The sequence below is a fragment of the Bilophila sp. genome (genome assembly GCF_057864385.1).
In genome coordinates, this window is the sequence record NZ_DBMAFI010000003.1 from 83,647 (window position 1) to 96,093 (window position 12,447).

A 12,447-nucleotide genomic window follows, 5' to 3' on the forward strand; every position below is an offset into this window, starting at 1 on the left:
TTGAAGCCGTTTTTTGGCAAACAGGCTTTCCTTCTTCGGAACAAACTGCCTCATAGGAAAAACGTTCGCGTTATATGAAAAGACATATGGCCTTTCCTTCATAAACTTGTCGCGGGCCCGGCTATGGAGAGTACAGCAGTATGACCAGTTCCGTTCTTTTCACCCCCGTTCGGATCAACAGGATGACGCTGAAAAACCGCATCGTCATGCCCGCAATGGCTTCCTACCATGCGGCCGTCAACGGCGAGGCCACCGAAAAGCTCATCCGGTACCACGAGGAACGCGCCAAGGGCGGCGTAGGCATGAACATCGTCGAGGCCACCTATGTGGCCCGCAGCGGCAACAGCTTTGATCTCGGCCTCGGCATTTCCGACGACTTCATGATCAAGGGGCTCTCCAAACTCACCGCCGCCGTACACCGCCACGATGGGAAGATCGCCATCCAGCTCCAGCACGGCGGACGCTTCGGGAACCCGCCAACTTCCGGCTGTCCACGCCTGCTTGTTTCCATGATCCCCGGCCTCGCCCCTACGGAAAACGCCCGCGTCATGGACTCTGGGGATATCGAAGGCATGGTCGATGCCTATGTGCAGGCCGCCCGCCGCGCCGTGGAAGCGGGGTTCGACACCGTGGAAATCCACGGGCCAGCGGCTATCTGCTCGAACAGGCTGTGTCCGCGTTCACCAACCGCCGCACCGACGGGTACGGCGGATCGCTCGCCAAGCGCCTGCGCTTTCCCACCGAGGTCGCCCGCGCCGTCCACGCCGCGGTGGGCGAAGATTTCCCCATCCTCTACCGCCATACCTCCATGGAGGACGTGCCCACCGGGAACGGCATCGACCTCGACACCACCGTGGAGCTGTGCCGCGCCCTCACGGACGGGGGCGTCAACGCCTTCGACATCACGGCGGGCATGCAATGCTGCTTTGAGTTGATGACGCCCCCTACCTGTATGCCCAGGGCATAGAACGCCGCCACCAGCGCCGCCGTCAAGCAAGCGATTGGGGACAGGGCACGGGTCATGCTCACGGGCCGGATTTCCGACGCCGACACCGCCGAACGGGTCGTCCGCGACGGCTTGGCCGACTTCGCCATCATGGGCCGGGCGCTTATTGCGGATTCGCATCTGGTGGAAAAATACGCCGCCGGGCGCAAGGACGAAATCTGTCCCTGCGTGGCCTGCGGGCAGAGCTGCGTGGGCAATGCCGACAAGATGATCCCCATTACCTGCGCCCTCAACCCGCTTTCGGGCCGGGAAGCCTCCATGCCCGCCGTCCCGAAGGCGGAAACGCCGCGCCGGGTGGTCGTCGTGGGAGCCGGGCCCGCCGGGCTCATGGCCGCCGCCACCGCCGCCGAGCGGGGGCATGAGGTCATCCTGCTCGAACGCTCGGATCGGCACGGCGGGCAGATCAACCTTGCCGCCGTCCCCCCGCACAAGGACAATCTGCGCTTTATTTCGGATTATCTGTACCGCAAGGCCCAACGCGCGGGCGTGGCGTTCCGCTTCTCGTGCGGGGCCACGCCGGAAAGCGTCCGCGAGCTGTCCCCCGACGCCGTGATCGTGGCTACGGGCAGCCTGCCCGTCATCCCACGTTTCTGCGCCTCCGCCGCCGGAGCCGTCACCGCACAGGACATCCTGAGCGGGGCTGAGGCGGGCGAGAACGTCCTCGTGCTCGGCGGCGGGCTCATCGGCTGTGAAACCGCCGAATACCTCGCCACGCGGGGCCGCTCCGTCACCATGGTTGAGATGCTGCCGCAGCTCGCCAAGGATATGGAATGGTGCGCCCGGGTGCTCCTGCTGCGCCGCATGGCCTCGCTCGGCATCAACCTGCGGCCCGGCAACGAAATCCTTTCCATCGGCGCGGACAACGCCGTCACCGTCCGCAACGGAAAAGGCCGGGAAGAAACCCTCTCCGGCTTCGACACCCTCGTCGTCGCCGTGGGCTACGCCTCCAACGCCGTCGGGACCATCAACGACGTCGCCCGCATCTCCCGGCGCTGCCGCGAGGTGGGCGCGTTGCTCTCCGTGGACGCCGTGCACATCGCCCCGCACAAGGCCATCGACATGGACGCCATCGGTGCGGATATGCTGTTCTGCTCCGTCTACAAGTTTTTCGGGGGACATATCGGCATCGCGGCAATCCGGAAAAACGTGTTTGAGGCGCTCGACACCTACCGCCTGCATCCGGCACCCTCCACGGCCCCCGGCAAGCTCGAAACCGGGACGCAAAGCCATGAGGCCATCGCGTCCATCGTGCCCGCCGTGGACTTCATCGCCGGGCTCGGCACCGGTTCTACGCGCCGCGAACGCCTCGTCTCCGGCTTCGAGCGCATCGAACGGCACGAAAACGCCCTCGCCGAGATAATCAGGCAAGGGCTCGCGGGTGTCCCCGGCCTGACGCTGTACCAGTCCGAAGGCCCCAAGACCGCCACCGTCGCCTTTACGCTGGAAGGGCAGTAACCCGGCGACGTATGCCGGAAACTCTGCGACCGATACGGCATCTTTGCCGCCGATGGGGACTATTACGCGGAAACGCTCGCCCACAGGGTCGGCGTCGACCGGATCGGCGGCTGGGTCAGGGTTGGATTCGCCCCGTACAACACCGAAGAGGAAGCCGAACTGCTCGTCAGGGCCGTCCGCGAAATTGCAGCCGGATAACTAATATAACTTCTTTGAAAGTAAAAAAGATCTGAGCGCATCCTGCCTCGGCAGGATGCGCTCATGTCGGATCAAGGGGCGACAGCGCTGGCAGGGCGGCTCGCCCCTTGTGGAGTGCGGAGGCGGTTCCCCTCCGCCCCATTCGGTTCCGGGGCAAAGCCCCGCCAAAGTCATGCGGCGGGTGCTTCATCCTTGGCGTACTTGCGGTTCCAGCCGGTGAAGGCGGAGAACAGCAGCACCGCGAGCAGTGCCCATGAATAGGGATTGTACAGGGCCGCGCTGATGGGCGGGGCGGGGATGGCGTAGGTTTCCGCCGCGCTGTAGAGCGCCCCGTACCACGCCGCCACCGCGATATGCCACGGCAGGACAAAGAAGATCGTGCACACCGCGCAGTCCATGAGGTTGGCGCGCCGCGCCGCCGCAAGGCCGAAGCGCTCGCCCAGAGGCCGCACGATGCTCGGCCCCACCAGCAGTTCCGCCGGGGCATTGGCGGAAATGGGGATCGAGGCCAGAATGGTCACGCCGACGATGAAGAGTTCGGCCTGCCGGACGCCGGTAACCAGCGTGCTCTGGGCAAAGTCCAGGATACGCCGCATGATGCCGCATTCCACCAGTATCTGCGTCACCGCCAGAATCAGGATCGCAAAGATGATCGCGCCGACCACGTTGTCTATCCCGGCCTGAATGAGGCCCGTGGAACCTCCCTTTGCGGCGGGGACGCTGAAGATGTCGGCAGGCCGGATGGTTCCGATCAACATACCGACGAACGCGGCGGCAACATTGCCGTAAATGAGTGATTCGATGATATGCCGCCCCTTGAGCGCCGAGACGACGACAGCCGCAAGCGCCAAAAGCATGAACAGGCCTGACGGGTTCAAGCCGGCCTGCATTTCGGGAAGGGGCCGTACTTCCCCGCCTCCGCCGAACACAAGGAACACCACGGCGGAAATGGACGCCGCCGAAATGGCCAGCGGGAAACGGCTGCGCACCACGTCGCGCATTTCGGCCCCCTGCGTGTAGGCCGAGACGATGGTGGTGTCGGAGATGGGCGCGAGATTGTCCCCGAAAGCCGCGCCGGACAGGATCGCCAGCCCGAGCATGGCCGGATCCGCTCCGAGGAAATAGCCCGCCGGATACAGTACCGGCGACAGGGCAATGCAGGTGCCGGTGCTCGTGCCCGTGCCGAGGGCGAACAGCATCGCGGCGAGGAAGACCAGCATCACGAAGACCCCGCCCTGTGCCCCGGTCGTCATGCCCATCCACAAGAGCCCCTGCACAAGCCCACCTGCGGCCATGAGCTGGCCGAACACCCCGGCCAGCAGCCACGCCGTAACGATGACGATGCCCGTGCGGTCGCCGATGCCCCGCATCGCCGCCTTGCAGTATTCCTCCTTGTTTTTGGCAAAGAAGATCCCAACGCACAGCGCGATCCACGCGCAGGCCCAAAAGGGCTTGGTGCCGCCCCGCTCCGCAACCGACAGCCAGACGAGCCCTCCCACCAGCACGATGAGAGGGATCAGGCCGCCGAACAATCCGCCGTACATTTCAAGCTTCTTTTCCTGCATGAGGCACTCCTTCTTATCCGCTTAGGCGTTGCCTGTATTTGTTCTATTGTCGACATTCGACAACAACTGATTTGGATATAGAGTTACGTGAAAAAAGAATCAAGCCTTCTTGTCATATCAGCCTGAAAAGAAGCCCTGCCAAGGCATAAAAATACTATTATTTTCTTGTTGTTATCTCCAAAAATAAAAATACATCAATGATTCTTCCCCTCGAAACCGGCATGTTTGAGTTATTTTTATCCATTTGTATTTATTCTATTTTATAAAAATACCCCCAACCGTCCCCGCAGCAGGACCGGAGAGCCTTTCAACGTATCCTGAATGCTTTGCCGCATTTCTGAACAAAAGAACGGCAGGAACGGCATTCGGGAACGGCTTATTTTTGATGTAATATAAATCTATTAAAAAAGGTTATGGAAAAAATCGTCCGCCGTATTGACACGGACGGGCTCTTATGTGAAAAACGGAATGAACGATTGTCGACATTTATACAATCGACAAATAAAAATCGCCAAGGGAGACGCCGCAATCACGTACAAGCGTTGCGGCTCCGCAAACAAGCCCGCAATCCCGCGGGAAAAGACGGAGGAAGCATATGAAGGGTTCCCGGATGAGTCTGCCCACGCAGATGGCTATCGGCATGGTTCTCGGCGTCGCCGCCGGAGCGCTGACCCCCGCGATGGGGCTTGATCCCTCATGGTACAAGCCCGTAGGCCAATTGTTCATCAATCTGGTGCGCATGGTCGTGGTGCCGCTCGTGCTGACCACCCTCGTCGCGGGTGCGGCCAGCGTCGGCGACGTAAGCAAACTTGGGCGCGTAGCCGGCAAGACGTTGGCCTATTACCTTATTACCACAGCCGTCGCCGTGGTCATCGGCCTTGTGCTCGCCAACATCTTCCAGCCCGGCAGCGGGCTGTCCATTTCCACGGAAGGCCTCAAGGCCAAGGAAGTCGCCCCGCCCACGCTCGTCGACGTTTTCCTGAACATCGTCCCGATCAACCCCATTGAAGCCCTTTCCAAGGGCAACATGCTCCAGATCATCTTCTTCGCCCTGCTCTTCGGCTTCGGCCTCAGCGTCATCGGAGACAAGGGCAGGCAGGTGCTCCACTTCTTCGACGGCGCGGCCGACGTCATGATCAAGGTTACGGGCTTCGTCATGCTCTACGCGCCCATCGGCGTGTTCGGCCTCATGGCCTACACCGTAAGCATGCACGGCCTCGGCGTGCTCCTGCCGCTCATCAAGCTCGTGCTCGTCATGTATCTCGCCTGCATCCTTCAGATTCTCATCGTCTACCTCCCCTGCGTGAAGGTCACGGGCCTTACCGCCAGCCGCTTCCTCAAGGGCCTCGCCTCCCCGATGATGATCGCCTTCACCACCTGCTCAAGCGCCGCCGCCCTCTCCACCACGCTCCTCAGCGTCCAGAAGCTCGGCGCGTCCCGATCCGTATCTTCCTTCTCCATCCCGCTCGGCAACACCATCAACATGGACGGCGCGGCCATCTACATGGGCATCGCCGCCATCTTCGCCGCCGAGGTCTACGGAATCCCCATGCCGCTTGATAGGCAGCTCACCGTCATCCTGCTCGCCGTCCTCGCCTCCATCGGCTCCATGGGCGTGCCCGGCGCGGCCCTCATCATGATCACGATGGTCTTCACGCAGGTGGGCATCCCGTTGGAAGCCATCGCTCTCGTCGCCGGCGTCGACCGCATCATGGACATGGCCCGCACCACCATCAACGTGCTTGGCGACGCCACGGGCGCCCTGTTTGTTTCAAAGCTGGAAAACGATTTCGACCCTGAACGCGGCGAACGGCTCGCTGCGGCCGAATAACCCGCCCGGAAACCTTTCCGGGCAGTGGACGCCGCGAAAAAACTCCCTTCCGCGGCGGGAACAGGAGACAACCATGCGACAGGATAAACGGATCGGCATCGTCGGCGGCGTCGGGCCCCATGCGGGGCTGGATCTGACGCGCAAACTCTTTGACCACACCAGAGCCGAGACGGATCAAGAACACTTGCCGGTCATGCTCTATTCTTTCCCTGACCGGATCGGGGAACGCCCGGCCTTCCTGCTCGGCAAGACGGTGGACAATCCCGGCGAGGCCATAGGGGACATCATGGCGGAACTGGCGGAGGCCGGGGCGACCGTCATCGGTATGCCCTGCAACACGGCCCACAGCCCAAGGATATTGGACGCGGCCCTCGAAAAGCTCAACGCGACCGGGCGGCCCGTGCGTTTCGTGCACATGATCGACGCCGTAGTCCGCCATGTGCGGCAACGCTGCGGGGAAGGCGCGCGCATCGGCATCCTGAGCACGCTGGCGACGTTGGAAACCCGGCTCTATCAGGACAGCCTCGAACGCGCCGGGCTGGTGGCCCTGCATCCCGCCCCGGACGGCTGCGCCCGGGTGCAGGAGGCCATCAGCAACCGCGAGTACGGCATCAAGGCCCGGAACCCGGTCACGGAACGCGCCCGCGCCGATCTTCTGGATGAAGCCCGCCGCCTTGCCGGAAACGCCGACGCGATCATCCTCGGCTGCACCGAGATCCCGCTCGCGCTCCCCGAAAAGGAACTCGGCGGCGTCCCGCTCATTGATGCCACCGACATCCTCGCACGGGAGCTGGTCAGGGCCTTCGCCCCCGAAAAGCTCCGCTGAACGCCCCAACCGGCCAAACCAGACCATCCATATTCATAAGGACTCAAAGGAAAACACTATGAAAACCATCCTCTCCACCGCCGATGCGCCCGCAGCCATCGGCCCTTACTCCCAAGCCGTCTGCTCAGGCGAAACCCTGTACTGCTCTGGACAGCTCGGCATCGATCCCGCCACGGGCAAACTCCCCGAAGGCGTCGTGGCCCAGACGGAACAAAGCCTGAAGAACATCCGGGCACTCCTCTCCGCAGCCGGGGCGGACATTGAAAACGTGGTCAAAACCACCGTGTTCATCACCAACATGGCGGATTTTCCGTTGGTCAACGCGGAATACTCCAAAGTATTCGCCGAGAACCCTCCCGCCCGTTCCTGCGTGGCGGTCAAGGAATTGCCCCTCGGCGGGCTGGTTGAAATCGAAGTGCTCGCCGTCGTCTGACTCCAAAGATGCCCCGGTTCCGCCAACATACGGAGTAAGGAAACACTGCCTCTGCCGCTTGCGGCCCGGCTTACGTTTCTTCCGACCTAGGACGGCGCGAAGGAACAAGAAAACGCGAACCCGCACTGAAAACCGGCATCCTTTCCGGTTCTCTTCCAGCGGAATCACTGGTGCGCGGCCCCGTGCCCAGCACGGCTGAATCATGCTTGTATTAGAGTGTAATTTTTTGAAATAACAAAAAAATCAAACAATGACATTTTCTCGGATAAAGGCTCTTGACAAGATAGGGAGCCGATGGCACAACCGAATTGTCGAATGTCGACATTTTGAAAAAACATCAAAAAATGCTGCGGCAGCAGCACATCATACCCACAGGAGGCCATTATGAATCTCGCCAAGTTCCCCCGTCGCGGCTATGTGACCGAACCCACGCCTCTGGAAGCGCTTCCTAACTTCTCCAAAGCCCTCGGCGCGGACATCAACGTCTATATCAAGCGCGATGACCTGCTTCCCGGCACCGCCGGAGGCAACAAGACCCGCAAACTCGACTTCAGCATGGCCGACGCGATCAACCAGGGCGCGGACACCATCATCACCTGCGGCGCCGTGCAGTCCAACCATTGCCGCCTGACCCTCGCCTGGGCCGTCAAGGAAGGCCTCGACTGCCACCTCGTCCTTGAAGAACGCGTGAAGGACAGCTACAACCCCGAAGCCTCAGGCAACAACTTCCTGTTCCAGCTTCTCGGCGTGAAGTCCGTCACCGTAGTCCCCGGCGGCTCCAACATGCTCGGCGAAATGGAAAAACTCGCCGAAAAGCTGCGTGCCGAAGGCAAAAAGCCCTATATTGTGCCCGGCGGCGCTTCCAATAAAATCGGCGCTCTCGGCTATGTGAGCTGCGCCGAAGAAGTCCTGCGCCAGCTCTTCGACCGCGGCCTCGCCATTGACCACATGGTTGTCCCAAGCGGCAGCGCGGGTACCCACGCGGGCATCATCGCGGGCATGGTCGGCAACAACGCGGGCATCCCGGTCACAGGCATCGGCGTCAACCGCAAGAAGCCCGTTCAGGAGGCCGCCGTCCTCAACCTCGCCAATGAAACCCTCGAATATATCGGTGTCGAAGCCCGCGTGCCCGCCGAGAAAGTCGTAGCCTTCGACGACTACGTGGGCCCCGGCTACTCCCTGCCCACCGACGCCATGGTCGAGGCCGTCAAGATGCTCGCCCGCACGGAAGGCATCCTGCTCGACCCCGTCTACTCCGGCAAGGCCATGTCCGGCCTCATCGATCTGGCCCGTAAGGGATACTTCCCCAAGGGCTCCAACGTGCTGTTCCTCCACACCGGCGGCTCCCCGGCGCTGTATGCCTATCTGCCCACCTTCCGCGCCTAACCGCCTTTTATTGATTCCATACTCCCCCCAGCCGGAGCCTTTCCGCATACAGCGGCGGAGAGGCTCCGGCCTTCTTTGTCCCTCGTGATCGGCCTCCCCAGCGCCCCAAGGCGCGCTCCTTTTCCTGCGGCTTCTTGACTCCCACCCTTCCCTTGCGGTTTCCCTATTTCCTGGGTCGTGTCGTCAATTAGATACAGTCTGTTGAAACTATCTAACTATTTTTCAAGTCACAAAACGATTATTTTTAATAGTTTCAAATAATTATACAAAATGACGACACGGCCTAGGCATGAATTCAGCCAATAGAAAGCTGGATAAAAAGGCTGTATTTTCAGTGTGCTGTGGAGATAAAATAACTACATGCTATGACAGATCCTTAAATGAAATGGCTGTGTCATAGAAAACGGTTGATGCTTTATCTCTTGAAATTCAAAAGGGATAACCAATAAAATCCCCCAGTCATGGAGCACGCCAGCGAAAAATTTGAGAAAAAGCATATATTTTTCAGTATATTACCGAGACAAAACAACCATGTGCTATGACAGAGCCAATGAAATCAATGGCCATGTTGTAGAAAGCGGTTGATGCTTTTTTCTTGAAGCTCCAAAGGGATAACCGGCAAAATGCCTTAGCCGTGGATCCCACCAAGGGGAAAACCGAAGAAAAAGGCTGTATTTTCACCGAACTGTGGAGATGAAACAACCACATACTATAACAGAGCCAAATCAATTGCTGTAAAATGGCTTCCATCAAATACTCCGGCGGTGCCTTTCCATAACGTGCCTACCCCATAAACAGTGCGCAGCCTCTCCTCAAAAGACAACGCCCAGCCTTGCACGACATGCCGAAACCACGTAGAACTTTATCCCGAACCGCATGACGAAACCCCATAGGGCAACTCTCTTTCAAGCCCCGCATCTGTTCGGAGCATCAATGGATTTTACGAAGCAAACATATTGTAATCAGGTAACCAACTATATCCGCTCACTTATCCGTAAAGGTACGCTGGAAATCGGCGCCCCTGTCAAAGAGGCCGCCCTTTCTGAGCAGCTTGGGATCAGCCGGGCCCCCATCCGGGAAGCGCTGCAAGTGCTCGTTCAGGAGGGGCTGATCACCTCTGAGCCGCAAAAGGGTAAACACGTCAGGCAGATGACCGGAAAAGAAATCTACGACAGCTACGTCGTTGCGGGCATCCTTGAAGGCGCGGGCGTCGCTGAATCCCTGCCGCTCTGGACCGAGGCAAACATGGAAACCTTCCGGGCCGTCGTCCGGCAGATGGAAGGAAAAATCAGCTACGCCACCAAACTCGACGAGCTTGCCGAAATCGACGAGCTGTTCCACGCGACCCTCTTCATGGCCTGTGACAATACCCGGCTCGTGGAAATGGCCCGCACCTCCTGTGCGACCATATCCAAATACCTTTATTATCAGCACTGGATTACCATGTTTACGCCAAGGGAATACGCCGACCGCCACCATGCCGTAGCCGAGGCCGTCTACTCCCGTAATGTCAAGTACGTGGAAACCGTCCTCCGCGAACATTACAAGGAGACCGGTCTGCGCATGGCCCAGTTCGGCAAAGAGGCATGATATTAAATAAACAATGATTATATACTGTTATTGATTTATGAGGCTGTGTCATAGAAAATGGCTGAGGCTTTTTTCCTTGAAGTTTCAAAGGAATAATCAGCAAAATGCCTTAGCCATAGTTTTCGCCAAGGGGAAAACTGGAGAAATAGGCTGTATTTTCACCACACTGTGGGATGAAACAACCGCATACTATGACAGAGCCATTTATAACCTTACAGGCTACGTTTTTTCGCTAGAGCCTGTTCACACAAACGGAGGATAAACATATTTTTACAAATGGTTATCCTCATTTTCGAGTGAGCTGCATTTTTCTTCAACCCTTTTCAATTATGGGAAAATTCAGCATGGTGTGAACACGGCCTAGACATACGTCGGAAAGCTGATCCGTCAGGCACGTTTCTGGGGAGCTTTCACGATGCCGGAAAAGGGCCACCCTGCCCTTCCATGCTTTGCCGCAAGATTGCCTTCAGCTCCCGCAGAAGTTCCCGATCGGCAACTTCACCAGTCCGGGGAGCCTCCACACGGCGGGAAGCCACGATGCCCTGCCCGGAGGCCATAACACAGACCTCGTCGCCGAGCAGCAGCGCCTCCTCCACATCATGCGTCACAAGAACGATCCCCATGCCGATGCGCGCGTGCAACGCCATCAGCAATGACTGCATCTGCTCCCGCGTGATGGCGTCCAGCGCGGCGAAGGGTTCGTCCATGAGCAGCACAGGCGGCGACAGGGCCAATACCCGCGCGAGTGCGACCCGCTGTTTCTGGCCTCCGGAAAGTTCCGCCGGGATCTGCCCCTCCCGGCCAGAAAGCCCGGTCAGCGCCAGCATATCGAGAGCCCGCGCACGCCGGGCGTCAGGCGGGACGCCCGCGGCCTCAAGCCCGATCTCCACGTTTTCCAATGCCGTCAGCCACGGGAACAGCGCAGGTTCCTGAAACACGACCGCCCGATCCGGACCGGGGCCGCCGCAAGGCCTGCCTTCCAGCGTCACCGTACCGGCATCGGGGACATCGAACCCGGCAAGGATATTCAGCAATGTCGTCTTGCCGCATCCCGAAGCCCCGATCAGGGCCAATACGCCGCCACGGGGAACGGCGACTGAAACACCCGGCAGCACGAGGCGAGATCCTCCCCCCTTACGGAAGGATTTCCATATCCCGGAACAGGCGAAAAAAGGCGTCATTGCCGCCTCAGGCTCACTGAGGCCGCCGAAAGCGCCCGCACAAGCAACACGTCGCATAGCCACCCCACCAGCGCAATCAGGATAATGCCCGAAACCAGCAGCTCCACGCGCCCCGCCAGCCGCGCATCCATGATCATGGCGCCGAGGCCGTCCGGGACGCCCGTCAGCTCGCCGAGCACCAAATACGAAAAACTCATGCCGAGGGCCACCCGTAAACCCGTCCGCACCTGCGGCATGGCTGACGGAAGCACGACCCGGAAAAAAATGGCCCATCGCCCAAACCCAAGCATACGACCCGCACGGATCAGCACAGGGGGCACTGAGGCCGCTCCCGCCGCCGCATTCAGGTAGGCCGGGAAAAAACCGGCCAGCGCGATCAAAAACACGGTGGCCCGGAAGCCGATGCCAAGCCACAGCAACGCCAGCGGCAGCCAACTTATGCCCGGAACGGCGCGTATCCCATTGATGATCGGTGAAAGCAGGCTCGCCAGGGCGGGAACCCGCCCCGAAGCCAGGCCCAGCGCCACACCGGGGATCGCCGCCAACAGGTAGCCGCTCGCCACACGTCCGAGGCTTGCGGACACATCACCCCAGAAGCGCCCGGCATAGGCATCCGCATGGCCTTCCGATACCGCGCCCATATACGCGCACACCGTTTCCCACACCGTCCCCGGCGACGGCAGGAGATATTCCGGGGCAAGCCCGCCGGATGTTGCCGATTCCCAACAAACGAACAGAAGCAGCGGAAGGAGCCAAGGAAGGATGCGCCCCTTCAAAACCCACGCCCCGGCAAAGCGCCCGGAAGCCCTTAACGGGTTTCCAGGCGGCGGCCCCTCCGGGCCTGCCCCCGCAGCCCCCCGGCGCGGCTCCCCGGTGAAGCCTTTTGGGGGTGACGGCACAGAAGGGGCCTCATGGGGCAATCCCCCGCAGCCTTCCGCCTCCCGCCCCATGCCCGCCGATCCTGCCTTCATGATGT

General features: G+C 60.2%; 9 protein-coding genes and 1 pseudogene. 7 read left to right on the forward strand and 3 right to left on the reverse strand.

Annotated elements, in window-relative coordinates; all coding sequences use genetic code 11:
- The first annotated feature begins 215 nt into the window (after positions 1-215).
- Positions 216-967, forward strand: a pseudogene (locus ACZM8Y_RS01645) (NADH:flavin oxidoreductase).
- A gap of 54 nt (positions 968-1,021) precedes the next feature.
- Entirely contained in the window at positions 1,022-2,461 is a 1,440-nt protein-coding gene (locus ACZM8Y_RS01650; RefSeq protein WP_479859072.1) for an aminotransferase class V-fold PLP-dependent enzyme, read from the forward strand.
- A 368-nt stretch (positions 2,462-2,829) separates the two neighbouring features.
- Here ACZM8Y_RS01650 and ACZM8Y_RS01655 read toward each other — a convergent pair whose 3' ends face one another.
- Entirely contained in the window at positions 2,830-4,224 is a 1,395-nt protein-coding gene (locus tag ACZM8Y_RS01655) for a Na+/H+ antiporter NhaC family protein (protein ID WP_482330816.1), read from the reverse strand.
- Positions 4,225-4,819: 595 nt separating this feature from the next.
- Here ACZM8Y_RS01655 and ACZM8Y_RS01660 point away from each other — a divergent pair.
- The 5 genes from ACZM8Y_RS01660 (at position 4,820) to ACZM8Y_RS01680 (ending at position 10,290) form a co-directional block, all read left to right on the forward strand.
- Positions 4,820-6,055 (forward strand): dicarboxylate/amino acid:cation symporter, encoded by a 1,236-nt coding sequence (locus ACZM8Y_RS01660; RefSeq protein WP_302553760.1) that lies wholly within the window; start codon positions 4,820-4,822, stop codon positions 6,053-6,055.
- Positions 6,056-6,128: 73 nt separating this feature from the next.
- Positions 6,129-6,881, forward strand: a complete 753-nt coding sequence (locus ACZM8Y_RS01665; protein WP_482330807.1) for an aspartate/glutamate racemase family protein — start codon at positions 6,129-6,131, stop codon at positions 6,879-6,881.
- 58 nt (positions 6,882-6,939) lie between these two features.
- Complete coding sequence (locus ACZM8Y_RS01670; protein WP_482330805.1) at positions 6,940-7,314, forward strand: RidA family protein; 375 nt, start codon at positions 6,940-6,942, stop codon at positions 7,312-7,314.
- 384 nt (positions 7,315-7,698) lie between these two features.
- A complete protein-coding gene (gene cuyA / locus ACZM8Y_RS01675; protein WP_482330802.1) occupies positions 7,699-8,700 on the forward strand; it encodes a D-cysteate sulfo-lyase in 1,002 nt (333 codons plus the stop codon).
- A 933-nt stretch (positions 8,701-9,633) separates the two neighbouring features.
- Complete coding sequence (locus ACZM8Y_RS01680) at positions 9,634-10,290, forward strand: GntR family transcriptional regulator (protein ID WP_479859914.1); 657 nt, start codon at positions 9,634-9,636, stop codon at positions 10,288-10,290.
- 410 nt (positions 10,291-10,700) lie between these two features.
- On the opposite strand, the gene ACZM8Y_RS01685 is transcribed toward ACZM8Y_RS01680, so the two are convergent.
- Both ACZM8Y_RS01685 and ACZM8Y_RS01690 read right to left on the reverse strand, forming a co-directional pair.
- Entirely contained in the window at positions 10,701-11,405 is a 705-nt protein-coding gene (locus ACZM8Y_RS01685; RefSeq protein ID WP_482330794.1) for an ABC transporter ATP-binding protein, read from the reverse strand.
- A 62-nt stretch (positions 11,406-11,467) separates the two neighbouring features.
- Complete coding sequence (locus ACZM8Y_RS01690) at positions 11,468-12,442, reverse strand: ABC transporter permease (protein ID WP_487480140.1); 975 nt, start codon at positions 12,440-12,442, stop codon at positions 11,468-11,470.
- Positions 12,443-12,447: the final 5 nt, after the last annotated feature.

Excerpts from the sequence above, each read along its gene's own strand:
- ACZM8Y_RS01655 (WP_482330816.1), bottom strand. The coding sequence starts at position 4,224 with ATGCAGGAAAAGAAGCTTGAAATGTACGGCGGATTGTTCGGCGGCCTG.
- ACZM8Y_RS01670 (WP_482330805.1), top strand. The coding sequence starts at position 6,940 with ATGAAAACCATCCTCTCCACCGCCGATGCGCCCGCAGCCATCGGCCCT.
- ACZM8Y_RS01680 (WP_479859914.1), top strand. The coding sequence starts at position 9,634 with ATGGATTTTACGAAGCAAACATATTGTAATCAGGTAACCAACTATATC.
- ACZM8Y_RS01650 (WP_479859072.1), top strand. The coding sequence starts at position 1,022 with ATGCTCACGGGCCGGATTTCCGACGCCGACACCGCCGAACGGGTCGTC.
- ACZM8Y_RS01660 (WP_302553760.1), top strand. The coding sequence starts at position 4,820 with ATGAAGGGTTCCCGGATGAGTCTGCCCACGCAGATGGCTATCGGCATG.
- cuyA (WP_482330802.1), top strand. The coding sequence starts at position 7,699 with ATGAATCTCGCCAAGTTCCCCCGTCGCGGCTATGTGACCGAACCCACG.
- ACZM8Y_RS01665 (WP_482330807.1), top strand. The coding sequence starts at position 6,129 with ATGCGACAGGATAAACGGATCGGCATCGTCGGCGGCGTCGGGCCCCAT.
- ACZM8Y_RS01690 (WP_487480140.1), bottom strand. The coding sequence starts at position 12,442 with ATGAAGGCAGGATCGGCGGGCATGGGGCGGGAGGCGGAAGGCTGCGGG.